Origin of the sequence: Microbacterium sp. Leaf203 (genome assembly GCF_001421275.1) — a bacterium.
Lineage (GTDB): Bacteria > Actinomycetota > Actinomycetes > Actinomycetales > Microbacteriaceae > Microbacterium > Microbacterium testaceum_A.
Genome location: NZ_LMKF01000022.1, coordinates 1478178 through 1499411 on the forward strand (window position 1 = coordinate 1478178; position 21234 = coordinate 1499411).

Below are 21234 nucleotides of genomic sequence, written 5' to 3' on the forward strand. Positions count from 1 at the left end.
GCACCGTCATGTCGTGGATCGTCCTCATCCTGTCCGGCATCCTCGAGGCTGTCTGGGCGACCGCCCTGGGGCGCAGCGAGGGTTTCACCAAGCTCTGGCCGAGCGTGATCTTCGGCGTCGCCCTCGTGGCATCCATGGGCGGTCTCGCCTTCGCGATGCGCGAGATCCCCACCGGAACGGCGTACGCGGTGTGGGTCGGGATCGGCGCCGCTCTCACCGTCGTGGTCGCCATGATCAGCGGGACCGAGGCCGTCTCGGTCGTCAAGGTGCTGCTCGTCCTGGGTCTGGTGGGGTGCGTCGTCGGCTTGAAGCTCGTGGGCGACAGCCACTGATCAGGGCATTTCCCCGAAAGTCAACCGGATGGAACGTTCGGTTTCATCCGGTACGATCCTCCCCAATTGCACTTGTCCGGGCCAGACACCGTCGTCACTCGCCCATGTCTTCCCCCGTGAAAGGTTCCGAGTGAGCGCACCGCCGAGCGAGCTTGCCCCCGCGACACGCCCGTCCCCCGTCATCGGGCGACAGCGTCGACTCGATCGTCTGCGCGATTCGCGCCTCGGTCGTGCCCTCGCCCAGTACGGGCACGACGTCCTTCGCACGCCCGAGGGCATCGTCCCCGTCGAGCGGGGCGCGTTCACGAAAGTCCTGATCCTGTGGGCCATCGCCCGCGTGGTCAACTTCGGCATGCTGTGGGGCTTCTACTCGATCGCCAAGGCGGCCCGCTGGGGCTTCGGTCCCGACGGCGAGCGTCTCGGCACCTTCTGGGACTACCTCACCGGGTGGGATGCCGACCGCTACGGTCAGATCGCCGCGCAGGGCTACCCCATGTCGCTGCCGATGAACGTCTCGGGCGACATCCTGCCGAACAACTGGGCGTTCCTGCCCGTGTTCCCCACGATGGTGCGGGTGCTCTCGGGTGCCACCGGTCTGGGGTGGCAGCCGGTCGCCGTGCTCTTGAGCCTCGGTGCGAGCCTCGGCGCCACCTGGTTGCTGTTCGTCCTCCTGCGCACGGTCACCAAGCCCCAGCCCGCGTGGTGGGCGGTCGTGTTCTTCTCCTTCGCGCCGATGTCGTTCCTCTTCGTGATCGGCTACAGCGAGGGCCTGTTCATGCTGCTGATGTTCGCGGGCATGCTGCTCGCCATCAAGCGGCGCTACCTCTGGATCCTGCCGATCGGGCTCATCACGGCGTACACGCGTCCGGGAGTCCTGGCTCTGGGTCTCGCCCTGGGCATCGTGTTCCTCGTGCGCTTCTTCCGCCGCAAGGTCGATCCGTTCCCGGTGCGCGAGTGGGCCTCGCTCATGGCATCCGGTCTCGTCATCGCCGCGGCGGGCCTGTCGTGGAACCACATCGCCCAGTACGTCACCGGAACCCACAACGCCTACATTCGCACCGAGCTCGGCTGGTGGCTCGACTACGTCGGCAACGACGAGTTCACGCCCTTCACCCCGTGGTTCCGCCAGGCGGGAACGCACCTCGGCGTGGTCGGCATCATCCTCGTGATCGCGCTGATCGTCGCCTTCGCGGCTCTCATGTGGTCGCGGCCGGTCCGCAAGCTCGGTCTCATGGTGGTGGCGTACGGCTTCAGCTACGGCGTCTACATCTTCGCGGTGTTCCTGCCGCAGCAGAGCACGTTCCGTCTGCTCATGCCGATGGCGCCGCTCATGGGTGATGAACGGTGGTCGTCGACGCCGCGGCGTCGCACGGCGATCCTGGTGGGATGCCTCGTGCTCCAGGCCGTGGCGATCCTCCTGCTGTGGACCCGCGGAAACCCGTGATCCGACGCTGACACGACAGAGGGGCGGTGCCGTTCGGCGCCGTCCCTCCATCGTTTCGGGAGTCGTCAGTCGGGCTGTCCGCCGGGATCGACGGCGTCGATCACATCCTGTTCCGCGGCGTTGTCGGCATCCATCTCCGCCGGTCCGGCCGAGTCCTCTTCGGTGCGCGCGAACGCCCCGGCCGACGGATCGGCGGCGCCGGCGGGTGCCGGTTCGGTCTCGGGCGGGAGGGGGATGGTCGGCTCGGTGGGGGTCGGGGCCAGCGGCTCGGCGGGGTTCGGGGCGGTGGGCTCCGCGGGGGCGGGCTGCGAGGGGTCGGACGGGGCCTGGGGGACGCTCGGTGTGCTCATTTCCCGACTCTGCGCGCTGCGGCCGACCCGCGCGAGCCCCTTCCCGATCAGTCCGCCGCGGTGTAGCCGTGGGCCGCTAGGCTTTCGGGGAATCCGACGACGAGGGGTCGATGTGTCCACCGCGCACGATGTGACGCGCCGCGAGGCGATCGCGCAATACCGCCTCATCGGCGAGCCGTCGGAGCCCGATCTGCAGGGGCTCGTCGAGCTCGCGGCCACGGTGTGCGACGTCCCCACCGCGGTGATCAACATCATCGACGACCGCATGCAGCATCAGGTCGCGGCCGTCGGCATCCAGGCCGCGTCGTGCGCGCGCGAGGACTCGATGTGCGCGGCGGTCATCAGCACTCCCGGCCGCGTCGTCGTCCCCGACGCCCGCCTCGACCCGCGCTTTGCGCAGAACGCCTTCGTCACCGGCGAGATCGCCTACACGCGCTTCTACGCCTCGAGTCCGCTCATCACCCCGGCGGGGGTGGCGATCGGCACGCTCTGCGTGTTCGACACCAAGGTCGGGGAGCTGTCGGATGCCAGCAGTCGAGCCCTCGACCTGCTCGCGCACCAGGTGATCGACGTTCTCGAACTGCGCCGCAGCCAGCGCGACCTGCTGGAGTCGAACGCGCAGCTCGAGCAGTTCGCCGTCCAGGTGAGCCACGACCTCCGGAACCCCCTCACCGCTCTCGCGGGCTTCCTCGAGCTCGCCGCCGACAGTCCCGAGATGGTCGACGCGCCGCGCGCCGCGCAGTCGCTCGCCCGCGCCGAAGCGGCGGCGGGTCGCATGACGTCGATGGTCACCGACCTGCTCGACTTCGCGCGCATGGGCGGTGCGCGCCCGCACGTGACCCGGGTCGACGTCGCCGACACCGTCGACGCGGTGCTCGAAGACCTCGACGGGGCTCTGGTGGACACGGGGGCGGAGGTCACCGTCGAGGACGCCACGGTCGTCGACGCCGATGACACTCTCCTGCGCGTCCTGTTGCAGAACCTCATCGCCAACGCGGTGAAGTTCACGGTTGCGGCCGAGAAGGTCCCGCGCATCACCGTCAGCGTCGAAGAGCTTCCCGACGGGTGGCGCGTGACCGTCGATGACAACGGCGACGCCGTCGCCCCCGAGCTGCGCGACCGCGTGTTCGAGCCCATGCAGCGCGGGCACGGCGCCGAGGTGCAGGGGATCGGCATCGGTCTGGCCACCTGCCGGCGGATCGTCGAGGCCCACCACGGGTCGATCGGGCTCGATGCCTCTCCGTCGGGCGGAACCCGCGCCTGGTTCGTGCTGCCCGCAGCGGCCTGAGCGTTACCGGGCGACGCGCCGGGGCGCAACCACCGCGACGGGTGTCCGAGCGGGGCCGTAGCGTGGGCCGTGTCGCGGAGGCCACCGGGTGCTCCGCCGCCGGTCCCGGATGCCGAGGAGGAACGCCCATGGCCCGCAACGTGCGCCTGATGCACTGCACGCCCGACGACGTCTTCCGGGTGCTCGCGAACGGGTGGCTCTACCCCCTGTGGGTGGTGGGCACCTCGCGCATGCGCGATGTCGCCGACTCCTGGCCCGCCGAGGGGTCGACGCTCCACCACTCCTTCGGCCCGTGGCCACTGGTCGTCGACGACACCACCGTGATGCGCGAGTGGGACCCGCCCCGACGGGCCGTGCTCGAGCCGCACGGGGGACCCATCGGCGTCGCCCGCGTCGCGATCGACGTGAAGGCTCGCGGAGACCGCTGCGTCGTCCGCATCCAGGAGGAGCCCGTCACCGGCCCCACGACGCTCCTGCCCGACACGGTCTTCGACGCGATCACGCGCTACCGCAACGCCGAGACCCTGCACCGCCTGGCCTACCTCGCCGAGGGGGGAGCCCCCGGCACGCGCGTCGGTCCGGCGGCCCTCGGCCATGAGTCCACCGCCGAGAAGGAGCCGATCGACCGATGAGCGAGAGCTACGACGCGATCATCGTCGGCTCCGGCCCGAACGGCCTGGCCGCGGCCGTCACGCTGGCCCGCGCGGGCCTGTCGGTCGCCGTGTACGAGAAGTCCTCCTCGTTCGGCGGAGCCGCGTCGACCGCCGAGTTGACCCTGCCCGGTTTCCGGCACGACGTCGGATCCGCCGTGCACCCCCTGGCCCTGGAGTCCTGGTTCTTCCGCGAGTTCGGTCTCGCCCGTCGTGTGCCCTTCGTCGTACCCGAGGTGTCGTACGCCCACCCCCTCGACCGAGGGCGTGCGGGTCTGGCCTATCGCGACCTCGCCCGGGCCGCCGAGGCGCTCGGGGTCGACGGACCGGCGTACGAGCGCCTCATGCGTCCCCTCGTCGATCACCTGCGCGGGGTCGCCGACTTCACGGGCAACGCGCTGCTGCGCGTCCCCGGCGATCCCCTCGCGGCCTTCTTCTTCGGCATCCGCGCTCTCGAGCAGGGCGGTCCGTGGTGGAACGCGCGCTTCCGCGACGAGGTCGCGCCGAGCATGATCACCGGCGTCTCGGCGCACACGATCCTGCACCAGCCCAGCATCGCCGCGGGCGGCGCGGGTCTGGTGCTCGCCACGTACGGTCACGGGCGCGGCTGGCCCATTCCGGTCGGCGGAAGCCAGTCGATCGCCGACGCGATGATCGACGACATCCGTGCGCACGGGGGAGTGCTGCACGCGGGCGTCGAGGTGACCTCCCTCGACGAGCTGCCCCCGGCCCGCGCGGTGCTCCTCGACACGAACCCGCGATCGCTCATCCGGCTCACCGGAGACCGGATGCCGTCGGCTTACCGCCACGCGCTCGAGAGGTTCCGCTACGGCGGTGGTGTCGCCAAGGTCGACTTCGCCCTCTCCGACCCGGTGCCGTGGGCCCACGCCGACGTCGCGCGTGCGGGAACCGTGCACATCGGCGGGACCCGCGCCGAGATCGCGGCGGCCGAAAACGCGGTGGCCCGCGGTGATCTCCCCGACGCCCCGTACGTCCTGGCCGCTCAGCCCACGCTGTTCGACCCCACCCGCGCGCCCGAGGGGAAGCACGTCCTCTGGGCGTACACGCACGTGCCCTCGGGCAGCCCCGCCGACCGGGAAGAGGCCGTCGTCCGCCAGATCGAGCGCTTCGCGCCGGGCTTCCGCGACACCGTGCTGGCCACGTCGTCGCGGACCGCGGTCGACATCGCGGCGTGGAACCCCAACTTCCCCGGCGGTGACATCTCGGCCGGGGCCCCGACCCTCGCCCAGCTTCTGGGCCGACCGGTCTACAGTCCCGACCCCTGGCGCACGCCGATGAAGGGCGTGTACCTGTGTTCGTCGTCGACGAGTCCGGGTCCGGGGGTCCATGGCCTTGCCGGGTGGCAGGCCGCTCTCAGTGCGCTCCGGCGCGAGTTCGGCACGCGCCTGCGCCCCGACCTCGCTCCCCGCGCCGACCAGCTGCACGCCACGGCTCCCTAGCCGTGCCCGAGGGCGACAGCGTCTACCGACTCCGCCGGCGGCTCGAGGCGGCCACTCTCGGTGCGGCGGTGCGCGACGGGGAGGTGCGGTCGGGGAACGCCGCCGGTCGATCCCTCGCGGGGCTCCGCATCGAGGGGTACGACACCCACGGCAAGCATCTGCTCACGCGTTTCGACGATGGATCGACCCTCCACACCCACCTGCGCATGCAGGGCAGCTGGACGATCACCCGGCCGGGTCGCGCGCTTCCCCGAGCGGTGCGCGAGACGGCGCGCGTGCGCATGCGGCTCGACGACGGGCGGGAGGTGTGGGGCCTCGACCTCCCCGTCGTGGAGTTCGTCCCCACCGCGCGCGAGAGCGATGCGATCGGATACCTGGGTCCCGACCCGCTGCGCGAGGACTGGGATGCCGCCGAGGCGGCCCGTCGACTCTCGATGCGCCCCGACCGGCCCTTCGTCGCGGCCCTCCTCGACCAGACGGCGGTCGCCGGTCTCGGCAACCTCTGGGTGAACGAGCTCGCCTTTCTGCGCGGCATCCATCCCTTCGCCCCCATCGGGACGACGGATCTCGACGCGCTCGTGGCGCTCGCGGCGCGATGCCTGCGGATCTCGGCGACAGTGCCCGGGATGTACCAGGTCACGACGGGGGACCGGCGGAAGGGATCGTCGCACTGGGTGGCGGGGCGCGCCGGTCGACCGTGCCTGCGCTGCGGAACCCGGGTGCGGGTCCGCGACGAGGTGCAGAACGATCCCGAGCAGCGACGGACCTGGTGGTGCCCGCGGTGCCAGCCGATGCCCGGAACCGCCGATGTCGGAACCTCCGGGTAGAAACGAAGCATGGCCGTCGAGCGCGAGAATCTGCTGCGCGTCACCCGCATCTACGCGGAGGACGCCGCTCTCGAACTCGAGCGCGGCCGAGAGATCGTCGCGCGCTGGCCCGAGGCCGACATCGTGCCGGTCGCCTCGCACTGGCAGATCCCCGAGGTCCACGGCGACGAGAGCAACGTCGCGCGGTGGGTGCGCATCAAGACCGAGGCCCTCGTGCTCGGCGTCAAGAAGAGCGTGACGACCAGGGTCAACGGACGCTCCGCCGACTTCATCGCCCCCTCGCTCTCGAACGGTTGCGCGATGGCGTGCAGCTACTGCTACGTTCCGCGGCGCAAGGGGTACAGCAATCCGATCACGGTCTTCGCGAACATCGACCAGATCACCAGGCACCTGGCGCGGCACGTCGCCGCCCGCGGTCCGAAGACCGAGCCGAATCAGTGCGATGCGGACGCGTGGGTCTACGACATCGGCGAGAACGGCGACTGCTCGGTCGACGCGCTGATCAGTGAGAACGTCCGCGACGTCTGCGACCTGTTCCGGATGACGCCGACCGCCAAGGCGTCGTTCGCGACGAAGTTCGTCAACCGCGACCTTCTGGACTGGGATCCGGCGGGAAGGACGCGCATCCGGTTCTCGCTCATGCCGGCGGCCACGGCGAAGGTCACCGACCTGCGGACGTCACCCATGGGGGAGCGGATCGCGGCGATCAACGATTTCGTCGACGCGGGCTTCGAGGTGCACGTCAACTTCTCGCCCGTGATGCTGACTCCGACGTGGCTCGCCGACTGGTCGGAGCTGTTCGATCAGCTCGACGCCGTTCTCCACGCGCGCGCGAAGGCGCAACTGGCCTGCGAGGTGATCTTCCTGACCCACAACGAGGGGCTGCACGAGGTGAATCTCGGATGGCACCCGAGGGGCGAAGAACTGCTGTGGACGCCCTCGCTGCAAGAAGAGAAGACGTCCCAGAACGGAGCGGTGAACGTGCGGTACCGGCATCCGTTGAAGGCCCAAGCCGTGGCGGCCCTCACCGACCTGATCGCCCGGAAGCTTCCGTACTGCCGCGTGCGCTACGCGTTCTGATCTTCAGCCGATGTCGCCGGTGGGGGAGTCGTCGGTCGTGGCCGCGTCATCCGCGTCCTGCTGAGCCGCGGCGCCTTCGTCGGGCGATTCGCTCCCGGCCCCGTTCGAGTTCTGGTCGGGGGCGCCGTCCGCGCGTCCGTCGTGATTCGTCATGATTCTCCTCTTCGTCGTCGTACAGGGGCGACGCTCGCACGAACGGCGAGACGTGTCCAGGGGGTCGACGGGTTCAGAGCGGAGCGGTTCCGAATCGTTCCGCGAAGTCCGCGTTGGCGGCATCCTCGAAGTCGTCGGCCTCGTCGCGAAGATCGACTTCGTTCACGGCGATCACAGGTACGGCGCCAGGGCGCCGGCGGTGAGTGCGAGGGCCAACGCGGTGCCGCCCACACCGGTCGCGGTGAGCACGGTCGCCTGCTCGAGGCGGCGGCGGCGCGAGACGTTCGCGGGGTGCGTGGTGGACCGCAGCGACGCTTTCGCCGTGTCGAGGGAGTCGTATCGGCCGACCGGGACGCCGTGGGCGTCGCGTGAGACGAATCCTCCGGCGACCTGGTCGACGCAGCCGAAGTACTCGCCGCCGCGGTGGGCGACCCAGAAGCCGGTGTCGACCTTGGCCCAGAGGATGCGCGCTGTCGCCAGCGCGGTGGGAGTTGCCGTGTCCATGTCAGGCCGCTGCCGAGAGGGTGCGACGACGGACGGGGGCGGTTGCCCGTGCCGGCTGGGGGCGGTGCGCGGTGTCGCTCGTGGGGATCTCGACATTCAGGTCGACGACGAGTCCGGCGGAGGAGTTGGCCAGGTCGGCCATGTTCTTCAGGACGGTCGCGTTCAGCGTCTCGGGCTCCGCCGAGTCGAAGACGAAGCGCATCGGAATCGCGGGCTGCAGCCAGAGCGTGGACCGTCCGGGAGTGCCGTCGACGTGGGTCCAGCTGAGGGTGAAGCTCTCGCTGCGGCGAAGCTTCGTGGTCATGACGACCTTGAGGTGCGACAGCAGGCGATCGGGAATGCGGATCGACTCGGTCGACGTGCCGTAGTACAGGTGGCCCATGGGGTACTCCCTTCGGAAGCGATTAGCTGTACGTAGAACATAATCGGTTAGTAACTAGTTTGTCTAACTATTATTTCAGATGTATAGTCACGGGGACGAGCGGGAGGAGTGTGTCATGACTGACGTCGATACCGCGTCCCACCGGCCCGCATCCACCGAGCCCGTGGATGAGGTGACCTACTGGTACGGCGACGAGCCCGCCGGCCGCCGTCAGCGCAGCAAAGCGGTACTCGAAGCTCTCCGTATCTATCGCGCCGCCGAGGTCGCGATGCGACGTCGTACGCGCGACTCCATGTCGATGGGTGAGAACGAGCTGCTCGTCCTGCGCTACCTGTTGCGCGACGCCGAACGACAGGTGCGCCCGGGGGAGCTCACCCGCTATCTCGGGCTGTCGACCGCGTCGACGACGGCCATCCTCGACCGCCTGGAGCGTTCGGGCCACATCACCCGTGCCGCGAACCCGGGCGACCGCCGCAGCATCTTCATCCAGGCCACCCCTCGCGCGCACGCCGAGGTGCGGCAGACCCTCGGCAACATGCACGATCGCATGCTCGCGGCCGTGATCGACATGACGCCCGACGAGTCGGCCGCGGTGGTGGCTTTCCTCCGCCGCATGAGCGACGCCGTCGACGGCGTCGCCCTCGAGACCCCGGCGGTCGATTCCCCGTGATCTACGTGCTCGTCGGCGGCCCGCGCGACGGACAGCACGTGGACGATCTGCCTCGCGGCTACCGCCTGTCGCTCAGCGACCCACAGCCCGAACCCTTCGGCGAGTTCGACACCGTCCGCGCGGTATGGTTCGAGCTCGACGAGGCCATGTTCCGTTCGCGGCAGCGTCGCGACTGACCCGTACCCCACGTCCGCGTGGGGGGCAAGCCGCCCCTATCCTCGCGCGCACCCCGTCAGGGTGGGCTCATGCGATGTGTGACCTATGCCGGCGAGACAGTGATCACCACCGACGACGTCGCGGCGTCGTTGATCGAGTTGACCGCGGCGGTGGCCAAGGAGGGTCAGGCCGAGGCCGTCAGCATCCCCATCGTCACCGACGACAGGAAGGTCGCCCAGGCCGAGCTCGTCATCGGCGTCGGCAACGACGTGCTCTCCGCTCCGCTGGAGTGGCACGACGAGGAGCCCGACTTCTCGCACGCCGCCGCCGAGCTCAAGGATCACCGTCTCTTCCCTCGTCCGCACCTCCGGGCCGTCGAGTCCGATGCGAGCGACGACGATGAGCCCCTGGACTACGACTTCGATCAGCCCACCGAGGCTTAGCCGGGACGGGTGAGGGGTCGCCCCTCGACGGGTGAACATCGGCACGGGTCTTGTCACCGAGTCGTGGCATCCGTTATGTTCTCAAGTCCGTGCCGACCGGCGCGGTGAGCCGAGGAAAGACGAGACCATGACCGCCATGCGCGATCTGCGTTCGGAGCAGCAGGGGCATTACCTGCCGTTCCTCTCCTCGTCGTACCCTCCGGCGCCGGTCGTCTAGACACCCGTCTTCTCACGCCCCGCACCGTCAGGTCGGGGCGTTTCCCTTTCCATCGGTGGGGGAGTGCCTCGGCCCGAGGCTCGACTCCCCGCGCGTCAGCGCACCACACGAAGGAAAGGACCCATGCAGAAGCTCACCGAACGACTCGTGTCGTGGGCGAGCCTGATCGATGACAAGACCATCGAGCAGGCACGCACCTCGTCGCGGATGCCGTTCATCTTCCCCCACCTCGCCCTCATGCCCGACGCCCACCTGGGGCTCGGCGCGACGGTCGGATCGGTGATCCCGACGCTCGGGGCGATCATGCCCGCGGCCGTCGGCGTCGACATCGGCTGCGGCATGATCGCCGTCAAGACGCAGTTCACGGCCGCCGACCTCGACGGTCGCGACCTGTCCGAGCTGCGGCAGCAGATCGAGCGCGCCATCCCGCTGTCGGCCGGCCGCGACAACCGCAAGATCGTCGTCACCGCCGAGCCGCGCATCGCCGAGCTCGAAGAGCTGGCGCAGAAGGCCGAGTTCGACCCGGCCTCGTACGCGGGTCACTGGCGGCACCAGCTCGGGTCGCTGGGCAGCGGTAACCACTTCATCGAGATCTCGCTCGACGAGATCGACGACGTGTGGATGTTCCTGCACTCCGGGTCGCGGGGCATCGGCAACCGCATCGCGAAGCACCACATCGGTGTCGCACAGCGCCTGGCGAGGCAGTGGTGGATCGAGCTTCCGCATCCCGACCTCGCCTACCTCGTCGAGGGCACGCCGGAGTTCGCGGCATACATCCGCGAGCTCCGGTGGGCGCAGCATTTCGCCCTGCTCAACCGCGAAGAGATGATGGACCGCGTCGCGAACCAGCTCGGTCGCTTCCTCGGGACCGACGTCGACGAGCGCGAGCGGATCAACTGCCACCACAACTTCACCGAGTCCGAGATGCACTTCGGCAAGAGGGTGTGGGTCTCGCGCAAGGGCGCGATCATGGCCGACGCCGGTCGCCCCGGGCTCATCCCCGGATCGATGGGCACCGCCTCGTACGTCGTCGAGGGGCGCGGCAACCCTGTCGCGTTGAACTCCTCGCCGCACGGCGCGGGGCGGGAGTACTCGAGGTCGGCCGCCCGGAAGACCTTCACGCACGAGCAGTTGCGGGAAGCCATGGCGGGGATCGAGTACCGGGACACCGACGCGTTCATCGACGAGATCCCGCAGGCGTACAAGCCGATCGACCGGGTCATGGCCGATGCCGCCGACCTCGTCACGGTCCGGCACACGCTGCGCCAGATCGTCAACGTGAAGGGCGATTGAGACGGATGCCATGGCTGCCGCACCGCAGCCATGGCATCCGCCGTTCGGCCGGGGTGGGATACATCGCTCGGGGGATGTGGGGCAGGAGTCCGTTCGGCACGATGGGAAGAGCTCGCGAAGCCCCGCGGGCGGACACTTCCCCCCGGAGTGGAGTTTCATGTCGCCCGATCGTGCCCGGACCATCGACCACCGTCCCGACCCCTCCAACGGCAGAGAACGGCAGAGCGCGTGCATCCGTCTCGCTCAGGCTCGTCTCGCCGCGTTCGTCGAGAGCACGGCCGACGACGTCGACGAGACCTCGGATGCGGCCGTGACCGCCCTGCGTTCCGCCGTGTCGTCGGGTGCCGATCTCGACCGGATCTCTGCGGAGCTCGAGGTCAGCACGGGGGCGATCCAGGCGATCGTCGACGGCTCGGTCCCGCTGCGGAGCCTGCACCCCGACGATCGGCTCAGACCCGACTGAGAGCGGCGCGGGCGCCTCGCGTCGTCGGTTCGCGGGGACGCCGGCCCCCGCTGTCGTCCCCGGGGTTACGCTCGGGGTCAGGAAAAGGGCGAAGGCGGCGAGATGGGCGAGCGCAAGTTCGAGTGGGGCGGGCTGAGTGCCGACCGCGGCGACTACGTCACCGCGGCGGAGGCGCTGGCGATGCTCGAGGTGCTCGTCATCGCGCAGGCCGACCTCGACGTCACGACCGAGCTGCGCAACGGTGCGGCCTGGGCGCGCTTCTCGCGCGGGGGGCGCTGGGCCGTCGTGTCGACGCCCGGGTCCCGCTGGTTCTCGGTCGAGACCGACACAGGACACCGCCTGCAGATCGTGGATGCCAACACCTCGAAGGACCAGAGCGCTCAGCTCCTCGCGGTGCACGTCGACGTCGCCGAGGCGTACGTCCGCGGAGAGGCGACGCCCGTGCGAGCCGGGGGCCTCGGCGGGTCGGTGCTCGCGGTCGACGTGAACGGAAGGCAGGTGCTGCTGACCCAGTCCGTCGGGCGGCGCGTGCGGGGTCTGTTCGGCCGCTAGGCCCGACGGCCGCTCCGGTCAAGCCGGTGCCCACCGCTCGCGCTCTTGCCAGGCTGGGCGGGTACGCGACGAAGGGAATCCCATGAGCGACCCGCAGAACTCCGCCCCGGCCGACGACGCCGCCGACCTCGGCGACGACCCCACGGTCAAGCCGAGTCAAGAGAACGACGTCGACGAAGAGGCGAAGGCCCCCTCCAAGGACGACCCGAACGCCGACCACCAGGCGACGGGCATCGGAGTCATCGGCGACGAGTGATCCGGATGCCGCGGGGCGGGCGCCGGTGACCGTCGGCGCTCGCCCGGCGGGTCGGGGGAGGGCCCGCCGCGGTGCTAATCTTGACCGGTCCGCCTCCGTAGCTCAGGGGATAGAGCGTTGGTTTCCGGTACCAAAGGTCGCTGGTTCGATTCCAGTCGGGGGCACACGAAGAAGGCCGCGATCACCTCGATCGCGGCCTTTCGTCTGCGTGGAGTGGCTCCCGGGGTCAGTCCTCGTCGGTGACGACGCCGGTGGGCTCCGCGTCTTCGACGATGTGCTGCGAACCGAGTTCGTCGGCGACGGCGCGACCCTGGTCGATCGCCTCCTCTCGGCCCGAGAAGCTCGCCGACAGTTCGGGTCGGCCCTCGACCGTGTTCTCCCACTGGCCGCGGTTCGATCGGGTGGTCACGTCGTTCTGGCTCATGGCATCCATGGGACACCTCTTCGAGCTCCGGCACCCCCGTCTTGACAGGCGTTGTCAAGACCACTCGGGGTTTCGCGGGGTGCTGAGAAGGTGGGATCACCTTCGAAAGGGGTCTGTCATGAGCATCGGAGCCGGTATCGCGCTGTTCGTCATCGGCGCCGTCCTCGCCTTCGCGGTCACCCTCCCGAACGAGTTCGTCGACCTCACCACGATCGGCTACATCATGATGGGGGCGGGCGTTGTGGTCTTCCTCATCGGGGTGGTGCTGTTGATGCGCCGTCGGCAAACCGATACCGTCACCCGCACCGAAGCAGCAGGGGGCGCGCAGGTGACCCGATCCACCACGCGCTCCTCGAACGACGACCTCGTCTGAGTCCCTCGGGGTCGAGCCCCGGAGAACGATCATGACCGAACCCACCCCCACCGTCGCCTACGACCCGGCCGTCGACGATCTGTTCGACGGGCGTTACCGTCTCGGGCGCCTCCTCGGCAGAGGCGGCTACGCCCGGGTGTACGAGGCGGTCGACACCGCGCTCGAGCGCACGCTCGCCCTCAAGATCATCGACGGCGACGGCGCCGACCCCTCGGACGTCGCCCGCGTGCGATCCGAGATCCGGCTCCTCGCCTCGCTGTCGCACCCCTCGCTCGTCACCCTGTACGACGCCAAGCTCGATGCGCAGCCGGCCTACCTGGCGATGGAGCTCATCTCGGGCCCCACCCTGACGGATCGCATCGCGCGGGGCCCGCTGCCCGGCCCCGAGGTCGCCCGCGTTGGTCGAGAGATCGCCGAGGCGTTCGCCGTCATCCACGGGCGGGGCATCGTGCACCGCGACGTCAAGCCGTCGAACATCCTCATCCGCCCGGCCGCCCACACGGGCGAGACCCCGAGGGCCACGCTCGCCGACTTCGGCATCGCGTCGCTGGTCGGGGCGACACGGGTCACGCGTGCCGACACCGTGATTGGTACGGCCGCGTACCTCAGTCCCGAACAGGCTCGGGGCATGCCGGCGGCCCCCGCGAGCGACGTGTACGCGCTGGGTCTTGTGCTCCTCGAAGCGCTGACCGGCTCGCGCCCCTTCGGCTCGCGGACGCCGCACGAGGCCCTGGCAGCACGCCTCGTCTCGCCCCCCGAGATCCCGGCGCAGATCCCGACGGCCTGGCGCGAGGTGCTCGAGACGATGACCGCGATCGAGCCGAGTGAGAGACCGGATGCCACGGGCCTGATCGTGGCGCTCAGGACGCTCTCGGGGGTCGCCGTCCCCCCGCCCCTGCCGTCGACGCCGCCGTCGGCGGTGACGACCGCCGCTCTTGCCGGCGGCACGGCCCCCACACGGGTCTTCGAGCCGTCGGCCCGGTTCGAGGGGACCGCGGCGCCCCGCCGGCTCTCGCGACGCACGATCGTGATCGGGGCGATCGCCGCGGTCCTGCTGGCCGTGGGCGCCATCGGCACCGCCGTCGCCCTCGGCGGGGCGGGAGCATCGTCCGATCCCGCTCTGCCCACGCTGCCGCAACCCCTCGACCAGCACATGGACGATCTCTGGAAAGAGGTGGCCCCGTGATCCGCCGTGCCGCTCCCCTCGCCGGAATCCTGTTCGCCGGGGTCCTCGCGCTCGCCGCGTGCACCCCGCCCGCCGCGACCCCCACGGCGTGGCAGCAGAACGTGCAGACGGTGGCCGACCGGGCCTCGAGCGGGGACTACGCCTCCGCCCTCGCGAGCCTCGACGCCCTCGAAGCCGACGTCAGCGCCCGCCGCGACGCCGGCGAGATCTCGGCGGAGGAGGCCGACGGCATCCTGAGCCGGATCGCCACCGTCCGCGCCGACCTCACCTCTCTCGCCCCCCGTCCCAGCCCGACCCCGACGACGGAGCCGAGCCCCGAGCAGTCGCAGGACACGGTGACCGACGACGGCGGCGACGAGCCGGCGCAGCCCGCCCCCGACGACAAGGGGCCGGGCGGCAAAGACGACAAGGCGCCGGGCAACGGCAACGGTAAGGGCCCCGGTAAGAAGGACGGGTGATCGGCTTCGCGCCCGCCGGGCCGAGGGGGTCCGAACGCGTGCGAGGATTGCCCGGTGCCGCGCCGCGTGACCGCTGAACTCGACCTCGATCTCGGGGCCTCCGTCGACCTCATCTTCCAGATCACGGCCGCGCGCGGAGTGCCCGTCGTCGGCGAGAAGCTCACGTTCGCGCAGGGTGAGCGGCGGTACTCGGCGACCGAACTCGTGGACGAGGCCGGCAGCCGTCTGCACCGCCTCACCGCCGAGGAAGGTCCCCTCTCGGTGCGGTACGACGCGCTCGTCGTCGGTCCCGCGCAGAGCCCTCGCACGAGCGACCTCGACACCATCGGATACTTGCGTCCGAGCCGCTACTGCCAGTCCGACGAGGTGTTCGCCCAAGCGCGCCGGCAGTTCCGTGGCCTGGCGGGGCGCGACCTCCTGGCCGCGGTCTCGGGCTTCGTGGCATCCACGGTCACCTATACGCCGGGGCTCAGTTTCGGCACCGACAGCGCCGTGACGACCCTCGCCACGGGTCAGGGCGTGTGCCGCGACTACGCGCACCTCGTGATCGCCCTGCTGCGGGCGATGGACATGCCCGCCCGCTACGCCGCCTGCTTCGCCCCCGGGCTCGATCCGATGGATTTCCACGCCGTCGCCGAGGCCTACCTCGACGGGGCCTGGTATGTCGTGGATGCGACGCGTCTCGCCGATCGCCGATCGCTGGTGCGCATCGCCACGGGACGCGACGCCGCCGACTGCGCGTTCCTCAGCTACCACGGCGGGTACGTGGGTCTCGAGCGGATGCGGGTGGATGCCACCCTCGAGGGCGTCGACGCGACGGAGCCCGACGACCACGAGGCGCTGGTCCAGATCGCCTGACGCGGGCGCCCCGGCGCCGCGCCTAGACTTGAAGGGTTATGGATCCCGCAGCCCTCTCCGCCGCCCTGCTCGCCGTCATCGCCCCGCTCGCCGAGGCGCGACGAGAGGGTTCGTCCGCCGGGATCACGGCCGCCGACCTGCCGCTCGAGCGGCCCAAGAACCGCGACCACGGCGATTGGGCGTCCAACGCCGCCCTGAAGCTGTCGAAGATCGTCGGGGTGAACCCGCGCGACTTCGCCGCCGAGATCGCCGCGGGCCTCGAGGCCGTCGAGGGCATCGCGAGCGTCGAGGTCGCCGGTCCCGGCTTCATCAACATCCGCCTCGATGCTGCGGCCGCCGGCGCTCTGGCCCGCACGATCGTCGAGCAGGGGGCCGCGTTCGGCACCAACGACACCCAGCGCGGGAACACGATCAACCTCGAGTTCGTCAGTGCCAATCCCACCGGTCCGCTGCACATCGGCCACACCCGCTGGGCGGCCCTGGGTGACGCGATCGCGCGCGTGCTGCTGGCCAGCGGCGCGACCCTCGTGCGCGAGTTCTACATCAACGACGCCGGCGCCCAGATGGAGCGCTTCGGTCGCTCCGTCGTCGCGGCGATCGCGGGCGAGCCGACTCCCGAGGACGGATACGGCGGGGCGTACATCGCGGCTCTCGCGGAGCGGGTGCACGCCGCGCGCACCGACATCCTCGACCTCGCTCGCGCCGAGCAGATCTCCGTCGCCACCGAACTGGCCTACGGGTTCCAGCTCGGCGAGATCCAGGCCTCGCTCGCGCGCTTCAACGTGCACTTCGACGTCTGGTTCTCGGAGCGCGACCTGCACGCGCGGATCGAGGGCCAGCCGAGCCTCGTCGACGAGGCCGTCGACCGCCTGCGCGAGCAGGGCCACGTCTTCGATGAGGACGACGCCGTGTGGGTGCGCACGACCGACTTCGGCGACGACAAGAACCGCGTCATCCGGCGCTCGAACGGCGAGTACACCTACTTCGCCGCCGATGCCGCGTACTACCTGAACAAGGGCGACCGCGGATTCGCGCACAAGATCTACCTGCTCGGCGCCGACCACCACGGCTACGTCCACCGCCTCAAGGCCCTCGCGGGTGCGGCGGGAGACGACCCCGATAAGGACATCGAGGTGCTCATCGGGCAGCTCGTGTCGATCAACGGCGCGCGCCTGTCGAAGCGGGCGGGCAACATCGTCGAGCTCGACGACCTGCAGGCCTGGCTCGGCACCGATGCCCTGCGGTACTCGCTCGCCCGCTACCCGGCCGATTCGCCGTTGACGCTCGATCCCGAGATCCTGCAGAAGCGCACGAACGACAACCCCGTCTTCTACGTGCAGTACGCCCACGCGCGCACGCACAACGTGGCCCGCAACGCGGCCGACTCGGGCGTCGACCGCTCCGCGTTCGCCCCCGAGCTCCTCGACCACGAGACCGAATCGGCCCTGCTGGGCGCGCTGCAGGAGTACCCCCGCATCGTCGCGTACGCCGCCGAGGTGCGCGAACCGCACCGCGTCGCGCGCTACCTCGAAGAGCTCGCTGGTCTCTACCACCGCTGGTACGACAACTGCCGCGTCATCCCGCTCGGTGATGCCCCGGTCGAGCCCGTGCACCGCACGCGCCTGTGGCTGAACGACGCCACCGGCCAGGTGCTGCGCAACGGCCTCGACCTGCTCGGCGTCAGCGCGCCGGAGCGGATGTAGAGCATGACGGATGCCACGGCTCCCCGTCGCCGGACGGGCCGCTGGATCGCGGTGCTGGTGGTGGCCGCGGTGCTGCTTGCCGTGGCCGCCGTCGCCGCCGAGTTCATCGCGCGCTCCGTGGTGACGAGCACGGTCCGTTCGCTGGTCGTGAAGAACGTCGGTCTCCCCGACGATCAGAACGTCGACGTGTCGGTGGCGGGTCTCGTGCTGCCGCAGCTCATCGGCGGACGCCTCGACGAGGTCGCCGTCTCGTCGAACGATGTGACCCTCGGGCCCATCACCGGTGACATCCGCGTCGATCTGCGTGGAGTGCCCGTTTCGGGCGGCGCGGCGGCCGACGGCGGCGTCGCGTCGGTCCGCCTCGACCAGGACCAGCTGAAGGCCCTGCTGGCCGAGGTCCCCGACTTCCCGGCGAGCACGATCACCGTCTCCGCCCCCGACGTCAAGCTCGACACCTCGCTCTCGCTCTTCGGCATCGCGATCCCCGTGGGCGTCGGTGTGACCCCGGGCGCCGCGGCGGGCGACCTGACGTTGACCCCGTCGTCGTTCCATGTGGGCGGCAACGCGATCGACGCCGACACGCTGCGCGGCCAGTTCGGCGGCATCGCCGATTCCCTCCTCACGGAGCGGAGCCTGTGCATCGCCGACCGGCTGCCGAAGGGGCTGACCCTCACCTCGGCCACCGTGCAGGGACAGGACCTCGTCGCGACGTTCGATGTGGCCGGTGGCATCCTGAACGATCCGGCGCTGCAGAGCGACGGCACCTGCGGCTGATCGACGCGAGGTGGCTCGTCCGCCCCGAGCGACGTGGGAAAGGGGCGGCATACGACGTGCCCTAGACTGCAAGGACTGCCCGCGTGACTCTCCGCGCGGGTGGGAGCCGTGATCCGCGGCCGTCGCGTCGCCGCAAAACCCGATTGGTCCCCCTGTGTCCGCCTCGCACTCCGCGCTCGTGCCCGCCTGGCTCACCGCCCCGGCCGAAGCGAACGAGCTCGTCGCCTCGGTCTGGCCCTCGTCCGCGCATCGTGTCGCCGACGGCTCCGTCGAGGTCGGCGGCGTGTCGGTCTTCGACCTGCGCGACCGCTTCGGCACCCCCCTGTACGTGCTCGACGAGAACGAGGTGCGCGACCACGCCCGCCGTGCGCGCGCCGCCTTCGACGCCGCGGCCGCGCGCCACGGCATCCGAGCCCGCGTGTACTACGCCGGCAAGGCGTTCCTCTCGACCGAGGTCGTGCGCTGGGTCGTCGACGAGGGACTCGCCGTCGACGTCTGCACGCGCGGTGAGCTCGAGGTCGCGCTCGCCGCGGGCGCCGACCCGGCACGCCTGGGCTTCCACGGCAACAACAAGAACGTGTCCGAGCTCGAGCGCGCCGTCGAGGTGGGCATCGGCTCGGTCGTCGTCGACAGCCCCATCGAGATCGAGCGTCTCGCCGCCATCGCCGAGCGCCGCGGCGCCGTGCAGTCGGTGCTCGTGCGCGTGCGCACGGGCGTGCACGCCGAGACCCACGCGTTCCTCGCCACCGCCCACGAAGACCAGAAGTTCGGTTTCTCGCTCGAGGGGGCGGCCGAGGCCGTGGCCCGCATCCGCGAGCTGTCGAGCCTGCGCTTCGTCGGTCTGCACGCCCACATCGGCTCGCAGATCTTCGACTCCTCCGGCTTCCGCGAGTCGGCGGCGCGCCTGGTCGACCTGCACGCCGACCTGCTCGCCGGGGGAGAGATCCCCCTGCTCAACGTCGGCGGCGGCTTCGGCATCTCGTACACCGCGGTCGACGACCCCAAGCCCATCGAAGAGATCGCCGACGGCATCGTCGACGCCATCGCCGACGAATGCGCGGTCCGTGGCATCCCGATGCCCGACGTCGCCACCGAGCCCGGTCGCGTCATCGTCGGCCAAGCCGGCGTCACCCTCTACGAGGTGGGCACGGTCAAGACGGTCACCGCCGGCGAAGACCTCGACCGCACCTACGTCAGCGTCGACGGCGGCATGAGCGACAACGCCCGGCCCGCCCTCTACGGCGCCGACTTCTCGGCGCGACTGGTCTCGCGCACGAGCTCCGCGGCCCCGGCCCTGGCGCGCGTCGTCGGCCGGCACTGCGAGTCGGGAGACATCGTGGTGGATGCCGAGTACCTCCCCGCCGACGTCACCCCCGGTGACCTGCTGGCCGTTCCCGCCACCGGCGCCTACTGCTTCTCGCTCGCGAGCAACTACAACTACACGCCGCGCCCCCCGGTCGTCGCCGTGCGCGACGGACAGGCCCGCGTGATCGTCCGCGGCGAGAGCATCGACGACCTCCTCGCGCGCGACGCCGGGATCCCGGCATCCGCTCCTTCCGCTACACCCCACGGAGACACCGAATGACCGACTACCGCACGCTCCGCGTGGCGCTCCTCGGCGCCGGCGCCGTCGGCTCGCAGGTCGCCGACCTGCTGCTCAAGCACGGCGACGAGCTCGCCGACCGCGCGGGCGCGAAGCTCGAACTCGCCGGCATCGCCGTGCGCGACCTCGACGCCAAGCGCGACGTCGACCTGCCGCGCGAGCTGTTCACCACCGACGCCGACACCCTGATCGTCGGCAGCGACATCGTCATCGAGCTCATGGGCGGCATCGAACCCGCACGCACGCAGGTGCTGCACGCGATCGCCTCGGGCGCCGACGTCGTCACCGCCAACAAGGCGCTGCTGGCCACGCACGGCTCCGAGGTCTTCGAGGCCGCCGACCAGGTGGGCGCCGAGGTGTACTACGAGGCCGCCGCCGCCGGTGCGATCCCCATCATCCGGCCGCTGCGCGACTCGCTCGCCGGTGACCGCGTCGTGCGCATCATGGGCATCGTCAACGGCACGACGAACTACATCCTCGACCGCATGGACACCGAGGGCGCCGACTTCGGCGACGTGCTCGCCCAGGCGCAGGCGCTCGGCTACGCCGAGGCCGACCCCACCGCCGACGTCGAGGGCTACGACGCCGCGCAGAAGGCCGCGATCCTCGCGAGCCTCGCGTTCCACACGACGGTTCCCCTCGATGCCGTCCACCGCGAGGGCATCACGTCGGTCGACGCCGCGATGATCGAGTCGGCGCGGCACGCGGGGTACGTCATCAAGCTCCTCGCCGTGTGCGAGCGCCTCGCCGCCGAGGACGGCGGCACCGAGTCGATCTCGGTGCGCGTGTACCCGGCCCTCGTCGAGCGCACCCACCCGCTGGCGAGCGTCCACGGCGCGAACAACGCCGTCTTCGTCCAGGCCGAGGCCGCGGGCGACCTGATGTTCTACGGCGCCGGCGCCGGCGGGGTGCAGACCGCGTCAGCCGTGCTCGGCGACGTCGTCTCGGCCGCGCGCCGCCACATCGCCGGGGGAGTGGGCGTCGGCGAGTCGACGCGCGCGAACCTCCCCGCCGTGCCGATCGGTCACGTCATCACGCGCTACCAGATCACGCTCGAGGTCGACGACCAGCCGGGTGTCCTCGCCACCGTCGCGGGCATCCTCAGCGAGGGGCGCGTGTCGATCGCGACCGTCGAGCAGACCGTCATCGAGCACACTCCGGATGCCGACGACTCGGCATCCGCAGAAGGCTCAGCGACCGGAGCGGGATCCGCCCGCCTGGTCATCGGAACACACAAGGCCCGCGAGCAGGATTTGAGCGAGACCGTCGAGCGTCTCGCCGCGAGCGGCGTCGTCGAGCGCGTGGTCTCCGTGCTGCGTGTGGAAGGGAACTGAC

General features: G+C 70.6%; 27 protein-coding genes and 1 tRNA gene. 23 read left to right on the forward strand and 5 right to left on the reverse strand.

Going from position 1 to position 21234, the window contains the following annotated elements; genetic code table 11:
- Positions 1-8: 8 nt before the first annotated feature.
- Together ASE56_RS08080 and ASE56_RS08085 are read left to right on the forward strand one after the other, a co-directional pair.
- On the forward strand, positions 9-332 hold the full coding sequence (locus tag ASE56_RS08080) for a multidrug efflux SMR transporter (protein WP_056227061.1): 324 nt from the start codon (positions 9-11) through the stop codon (positions 330-332).
- Between the two features lie 130 nt (positions 333-462).
- A complete protein-coding gene (locus ASE56_RS08085) occupies positions 463-1776 on the forward strand; it encodes a hypothetical protein (protein ID WP_056227063.1) in 1314 nt (437 codons plus the stop codon).
- Between the two features lie 65 nt (positions 1777-1841).
- Here the strand turns inward: ASE56_RS08085 and ASE56_RS16555 are convergent, their stop codons facing one another.
- On the reverse strand, positions 1842-2126 hold the full coding sequence (locus ASE56_RS16555) for a hypothetical protein (protein ID WP_082450351.1): 285 nt from the start codon (positions 2124-2126) through the stop codon (positions 1842-1844).
- A 112-nt stretch (positions 2127-2238) separates the two neighbouring features.
- Between ASE56_RS16555 and ASE56_RS08090 the strand changes: the two genes are divergently transcribed.
- The 5 genes from ASE56_RS08090 to ASE56_RS08110 all read left to right on the forward strand — a co-directional run bounded on the left by ASE56_RS08090 (position 2239) and on the right by ASE56_RS08110 (position 7431).
- Positions 2239-3414 (forward strand): ATP-binding protein, encoded by a 1176-nt coding sequence (locus tag ASE56_RS08090; RefSeq protein WP_082450352.1) that lies wholly within the window; start codon positions 2239-2241, stop codon positions 3412-3414.
- A 128-nt stretch (positions 3415-3542) separates the two neighbouring features.
- On the forward strand, positions 3543-4046 hold the full coding sequence (locus tag ASE56_RS08095; protein WP_056227065.1) for an SRPBCC family protein: 504 nt from the start codon (positions 3543-3545) through the stop codon (positions 4044-4046).
- Entirely contained in the window at positions 4043-5524 is a 1482-nt protein-coding gene (locus tag ASE56_RS08100; RefSeq protein ID WP_056227067.1) for an NAD(P)/FAD-dependent oxidoreductase, read from the forward strand. The genes ASE56_RS08095 and ASE56_RS08100 overlap by 4 nt, the downstream gene beginning before the upstream one ends.
- A 2-nt stretch (positions 5525-5526) precedes the next feature.
- Positions 5527-6351, forward strand: coding sequence for an Fpg/Nei family DNA glycosylase (locus ASE56_RS08105; protein WP_056227069.1), 825 nt, complete (start codon positions 5527-5529; stop codon positions 6349-6351).
- 9 nt (positions 6352-6360) lie between these two features.
- On the forward strand, positions 6361-7431 hold the full coding sequence (locus tag ASE56_RS08110) for a spore photoproduct lyase family protein (protein ID WP_056227071.1): 1071 nt from the start codon (positions 6361-6363) through the stop codon (positions 7429-7431).
- A gap of 3 nt (positions 7432-7434) precedes the next feature.
- On the opposite strand, the gene ASE56_RS16905 is transcribed toward ASE56_RS08110, so the two are convergent.
- The 3 genes from ASE56_RS16905 to ASE56_RS08120 all read right to left on the reverse strand — a co-directional run bounded on the left by ASE56_RS16905 (position 7435) and on the right by ASE56_RS08120 (position 8470).
- Positions 7435-7584, reverse strand: coding sequence for a hypothetical protein (locus ASE56_RS16905; protein WP_156371635.1), 150 nt, complete (start codon positions 7582-7584; stop codon positions 7435-7437).
- Between the two features lie 171 nt (positions 7585-7755).
- Positions 7756-8088 (reverse strand): hypothetical protein, encoded by a 333-nt coding sequence (locus ASE56_RS08115; RefSeq protein WP_056227073.1) that lies wholly within the window; start codon positions 8086-8088, stop codon positions 7756-7758.
- 1 nt (position 8089) lies between these two features.
- Entirely contained in the window at positions 8090-8470 is a 381-nt protein-coding gene (locus ASE56_RS08120) for a hypothetical protein (RefSeq protein WP_056227075.1), read from the reverse strand.
- A 115-nt stretch (positions 8471-8585) separates the two neighbouring features.
- On the opposite strand from ASE56_RS08120, the gene ASE56_RS08125 reads away from it, so the two are divergent.
- The 8 genes from ASE56_RS08125 to ASE56_RS08155 all read left to right on the forward strand — a co-directional run bounded on the left by ASE56_RS08125 (position 8586) and on the right by ASE56_RS08155 (position 12684).
- On the forward strand, positions 8586-9140 hold the full coding sequence (locus ASE56_RS08125; RefSeq protein WP_056227077.1) for a MarR family winged helix-turn-helix transcriptional regulator: 555 nt from the start codon (positions 8586-8588) through the stop codon (positions 9138-9140).
- Complete coding sequence (locus ASE56_RS08130; RefSeq protein WP_056227079.1) at positions 9137-9316, forward strand: hypothetical protein; 180 nt, start codon at positions 9137-9139, stop codon at positions 9314-9316. The genes ASE56_RS08125 and ASE56_RS08130 overlap by 4 nt, the downstream gene beginning before the upstream one ends.
- Positions 9317-9385: 69 nt before the next feature.
- Entirely contained in the window at positions 9386-9739 is a 354-nt protein-coding gene (locus ASE56_RS08135) for a hypothetical protein (protein WP_235556951.1), read from the forward strand.
- 340 nt (positions 9740-10079) lie between these two features.
- Complete coding sequence (locus tag ASE56_RS08140; protein WP_056227083.1) at positions 10080-11249, forward strand: RtcB family protein; 1170 nt, start codon at positions 10080-10082, stop codon at positions 11247-11249.
- 157 nt (positions 11250-11406) lie between these two features.
- Complete coding sequence (locus ASE56_RS08145; RefSeq protein ID WP_056227085.1) at positions 11407-11712, forward strand: hypothetical protein; 306 nt, start codon at positions 11407-11409, stop codon at positions 11710-11712.
- 102 nt (positions 11713-11814) lie between these two features.
- Positions 11815-12264: a hypothetical protein gene (locus ASE56_RS08150; RefSeq protein WP_056227087.1), complete on the forward strand. Its 450-nt coding sequence runs from the start codon at positions 11815-11817 to the stop codon at positions 12262-12264.
- A gap of 82 nt (positions 12265-12346) precedes the next feature.
- Positions 12347-12520, forward strand: a complete 174-nt coding sequence (locus ASE56_RS16910; protein WP_156371637.1) for a hypothetical protein — start codon at positions 12347-12349, stop codon at positions 12518-12520.
- Positions 12521-12611: 91 nt separating this feature from the next.
- Positions 12612-12684, forward strand: a tRNA-Arg gene (locus ASE56_RS08155).
- A gap of 62 nt (positions 12685-12746) precedes the next feature.
- On the opposite strand, the gene ASE56_RS08160 is transcribed toward ASE56_RS08155, so the two are convergent.
- Complete coding sequence (locus ASE56_RS08160) at positions 12747-12953, reverse strand: DUF2188 domain-containing protein (RefSeq protein ID WP_082450353.1); 207 nt, start codon at positions 12951-12953, stop codon at positions 12747-12749.
- A gap of 109 nt (positions 12954-13062) precedes the next feature.
- Between ASE56_RS08160 and ASE56_RS08165 the strand changes: the two genes are divergently transcribed.
- From ASE56_RS08165 to ASE56_RS08200, 8 genes are all read left to right on the forward strand, one after another.
- Positions 13063-13317 carry a DUF6458 family protein gene (locus ASE56_RS08165; protein ID WP_056227091.1) on the forward strand — a complete coding sequence of 85 codons (255 nt, stop codon included), beginning with the start codon at positions 13063-13065 and terminating at the stop codon, positions 13315-13317.
- A 31-nt stretch (positions 13318-13348) separates the two neighbouring features.
- Positions 13349-14503, forward strand: a complete 1155-nt coding sequence (locus ASE56_RS08170) for a serine/threonine-protein kinase (RefSeq protein ID WP_056227092.1) — start codon at positions 13349-13351, stop codon at positions 14501-14503.
- The gene (locus ASE56_RS08175; protein ID WP_056227094.1) at positions 14500-14961 is read left to right on the forward strand and encodes a hypothetical protein; all 462 of its coding nucleotides are present in this window, start codon (positions 14500-14502) and stop codon (positions 14959-14961) included. Before ASE56_RS08170 ends, ASE56_RS08175 begins: the two co-directional genes overlap by 4 nt.
- Positions 14962-15015: 54 nt before the next feature.
- On the forward strand, positions 15016-15819 hold the full coding sequence (locus tag ASE56_RS08180; protein ID WP_056227096.1) for a transglutaminase family protein: 804 nt from the start codon (positions 15016-15018) through the stop codon (positions 15817-15819).
- 38 nt (positions 15820-15857) lie between these two features.
- Positions 15858-17522, forward strand: a complete 1665-nt coding sequence (locus ASE56_RS08185; RefSeq protein ID WP_056227098.1) for an arginine--tRNA ligase — start codon at positions 15858-15860, stop codon at positions 17520-17522.
- A 3-nt stretch (positions 17523-17525) separates the two neighbouring features.
- A complete protein-coding gene (locus tag ASE56_RS08190) occupies positions 17526-18296 on the forward strand; it encodes a DUF2993 domain-containing protein (RefSeq protein WP_056227100.1) in 771 nt (256 codons plus the stop codon).
- Between the two features lie 154 nt (positions 18297-18450).
- Positions 18451-19881: a diaminopimelate decarboxylase gene (gene lysA / locus ASE56_RS08195; RefSeq protein WP_082450354.1), complete on the forward strand. Its 1431-nt coding sequence runs from the start codon at positions 18451-18453 to the stop codon at positions 19879-19881.
- Positions 19878-21233 carry a homoserine dehydrogenase gene (locus tag ASE56_RS08200; protein WP_056227104.1) on the forward strand — a complete coding sequence of 452 codons (1356 nt, stop codon included), beginning with the start codon at positions 19878-19880 and terminating at the stop codon, positions 21231-21233. The genes lysA and ASE56_RS08200 overlap by 4 nt, the downstream gene beginning before the upstream one ends.
- Position 21234 lies beyond the last annotated feature (1 nt).

Excerpts from the sequence above, each read along its gene's own strand:
- ASE56_RS08080 (WP_056227061.1), top strand. The coding sequence starts at position 9 with ATGTCGTGGATCGTCCTCATCCTGTCCGGCATCCTCGAGGCTGTCTGG.
- ASE56_RS08125 (WP_056227077.1), top strand. The coding sequence starts at position 8,586 with ATGACTGACGTCGATACCGCGTCCCACCGGCCCGCATCCACCGAGCCC.
- ASE56_RS08145 (WP_056227085.1), top strand. The coding sequence starts at position 11,407 with ATGTCGCCCGATCGTGCCCGGACCATCGACCACCGTCCCGACCCCTCC.
- ASE56_RS16905 (WP_156371635.1), bottom strand. The coding sequence starts at position 7,584 with ATGACGAATCACGACGGACGCGCGGACGGCGCCCCCGACCAGAACTCG.
- ASE56_RS08140 (WP_056227083.1), top strand. The coding sequence starts at position 10,080 with ATGCAGAAGCTCACCGAACGACTCGTGTCGTGGGCGAGCCTGATCGAT.
- ASE56_RS08120 (WP_056227075.1), bottom strand. The coding sequence starts at position 8,470 with ATGGGCCACCTGTACTACGGCACGTCGACCGAGTCGATCCGCATTCCC.
- ASE56_RS08110 (WP_056227071.1), top strand. The coding sequence starts at position 6,361 with ATGGCCGTCGAGCGCGAGAATCTGCTGCGCGTCACCCGCATCTACGCG.
- ASE56_RS08095 (WP_056227065.1), top strand. The coding sequence starts at position 3,543 with ATGGCCCGCAACGTGCGCCTGATGCACTGCACGCCCGACGACGTCTTC.
- ASE56_RS08135 (WP_235556951.1), top strand. The coding sequence starts at position 9,386 with ATGCGATGTGTGACCTATGCCGGCGAGACAGTGATCACCACCGACGAC.
- ASE56_RS16910 (WP_156371637.1), top strand. The coding sequence starts at position 12,347 with ATGAGCGACCCGCAGAACTCCGCCCCGGCCGACGACGCCGCCGACCTC.
- ASE56_RS08185 (WP_056227098.1), top strand. The coding sequence starts at position 15,858 with ATGGATCCCGCAGCCCTCTCCGCCGCCCTGCTCGCCGTCATCGCCCCG.
- ASE56_RS08190 (WP_056227100.1), top strand. The coding sequence starts at position 17,526 with ATGACGGATGCCACGGCTCCCCGTCGCCGGACGGGCCGCTGGATCGCG.
- ASE56_RS08100 (WP_056227067.1), top strand. The coding sequence starts at position 4,043 with ATGAGCGAGAGCTACGACGCGATCATCGTCGGCTCCGGCCCGAACGGC.
- ASE56_RS16555 (WP_082450351.1), bottom strand. The coding sequence starts at position 2,126 with ATGAGCACACCGAGCGTCCCCCAGGCCCCGTCCGACCCCTCGCAGCCC.
- ASE56_RS08165 (WP_056227091.1), top strand. The coding sequence starts at position 13,063 with ATGAGCATCGGAGCCGGTATCGCGCTGTTCGTCATCGGCGCCGTCCTC.
- ASE56_RS08150 (WP_056227087.1), top strand. The coding sequence starts at position 11,815 with ATGGGCGAGCGCAAGTTCGAGTGGGGCGGGCTGAGTGCCGACCGCGGC.
- ASE56_RS08170 (WP_056227092.1), top strand. The coding sequence starts at position 13,349 with ATGACCGAACCCACCCCCACCGTCGCCTACGACCCGGCCGTCGACGAT.
- ASE56_RS08115 (WP_056227073.1), bottom strand. The coding sequence starts at position 8,088 with ATGGACACGGCAACTCCCACCGCGCTGGCGACAGCGCGCATCCTCTGG.
- ASE56_RS08160 (WP_082450353.1), bottom strand. The coding sequence starts at position 12,953 with ATGGATGCCATGAGCCAGAACGACGTGACCACCCGATCGAACCGCGGC.
- ASE56_RS08200 (WP_056227104.1), top strand. The coding sequence starts at position 19,878 with ATGACCGACTACCGCACGCTCCGCGTGGCGCTCCTCGGCGCCGGCGCC.